This is a genomic window from Lentzea alba (genome assembly GCF_011067745.1).
Taxonomy (GTDB): Bacteria; Actinomycetota; Actinomycetes; order Mycobacteriales; family Pseudonocardiaceae; genus Lentzea; species Lentzea alba.
Map to the genome: position 1 here is coordinate 1 of NZ_JAAMPJ010000030.1, position 1,322 is coordinate 1,322.

Annotated in this window: 2 protein-coding genes and 1 pseudogene; all 3 read left to right on the plus strand. The window is 66.6% G+C overall.

All coding sequences use genetic code 11. The annotated features are described in order from the left end of the window. Positions 1 to 66 precede the first annotated feature (66 nt). Positions 67 to 378, plus strand: coding sequence for a transposase (locus G7043_RS47430; RefSeq protein WP_166056390.1), 312 nt, complete (start codon positions 67 to 69; stop codon positions 376 to 378). Positions 379 to 383: 5 nt separating this feature from the next. Next, positions 384 to 680 (plus strand): IS3 family transposase, encoded by a 297-nt coding sequence (locus G7043_RS50295; RefSeq protein WP_166056392.1) that lies wholly within the window; start codon positions 384 to 386, stop codon positions 678 to 680. Between the two features lie 21 nt (positions 681 to 701). After that, positions 702 to 1,292, plus strand: a pseudogene (locus G7043_RS47440) (IS3 family transposase); the annotation flags it as partial. Between the last annotated feature and the right edge of the window lie 30 nt (positions 1,293 to 1,322).

Below are 1,322 nucleotides of genomic sequence, written 5' to 3' on the forward strand. Positions count from 1 at the left end.
GTGAGGTTCCCCCGGTAGCTCGGAGACTTTCAAGCATGGTCCGATAGGACCTGAAGGGAGTCGTCCGTGGCACCACCGAAGAAGTACCCCGATGAGCTGAGGGCTCGAGCGGTCAGGCTGTACCGGGAGTCGGATCCCAAGCCGGTGATCCGCCGGCTTGCTGAGCAGCTTGGGGTGCATCACGAAGCACTGCGTAACTGGATCCGGCAGGACGAGGCCGACCGCGGCGAGCGGGACGACCGGCCCACGACCAGTGAGTCGGAGGAGCTGCGCAGGCTGCGGCGGGAGAACGCCGAACTCAAGCGCGCCAACGAGATCCTCAAGGCCGCGAGCGCTTTTTTCGCGTCGGAACTCGACCCGACCCGGCGACGGTCGTGAAGCTCGTGCAGCAGCTTCGCGGCCGCTTCGGGGTCGAGCCCATCCTCCGGGTCCTCGGTATCGCCTCCTCCACCTACTACGGCTGGGTCCAGCGCCAGGCCAACCCATCGCCGCGGCAGCGTGACGACGAGGAACTGGTCGCCGAGATCGTGGACATCCACACCACCTCCGGCGGCACCTACGGCAGTCCACGGGTGCACGCCACGCTGCGCCGCCGCGGGATCCAGGTCTCGCGCAAGCGAGTCGAACGGCTGATGCGCAGCCACGAACTGCAGGGCGCGTTCCTGCGCAAGAAGTGGTGAACATCCTCAACTCGTCGCGACGCACGAGCGGCGCCGGCGCCGGATCTGGTCAACCGGGACTTCACCGCACCGGCCCCGGACCGGCTGTGGGTCGCCGACGCCACCCGCATCCCCACCGGCGAGGGCGTGTTCTGGCTCGCGGCGGTCCGGGATGCGTTCTCCAACCGGATCGTGGGCTGGAAGACCAGCGACCGCTGCGACACCAGCCTCGTGCTCGGCGCCCTGGAATACGCGATCTGGTCCCGCGACGTCCGTGACGGGCAGCTGATCCACCACAGCGACCGCGGATCGACCTACACCTCGATCCGCTTCGCGCAACGCCTGGCGGACAACGGAATCCTGCCGTCGATGGGCTCGGTCGGCGACTCCTACGACAACGCGCTGATGGAGAACTTCTTCTCCACGCTGAAGATCGAACTCGTCTACCGCAACTCCTGGCGCACCCGCGACGAGGCAGAGAACGCGATCTTCAGCTACATCGACGCCTGGTACAACACCCAGCGCATCCAGAAAGAGCTCGGCTGGCTCAGTCCCGACGAGTACGAGGCCGCCTGGCACGCCGATCAACTCGAGCCATCTATCATCCCGGCGTCCCCAACCGGAGCCAGGTAATCAACCCTCCGAGTTCTCGGGGGAACCTCA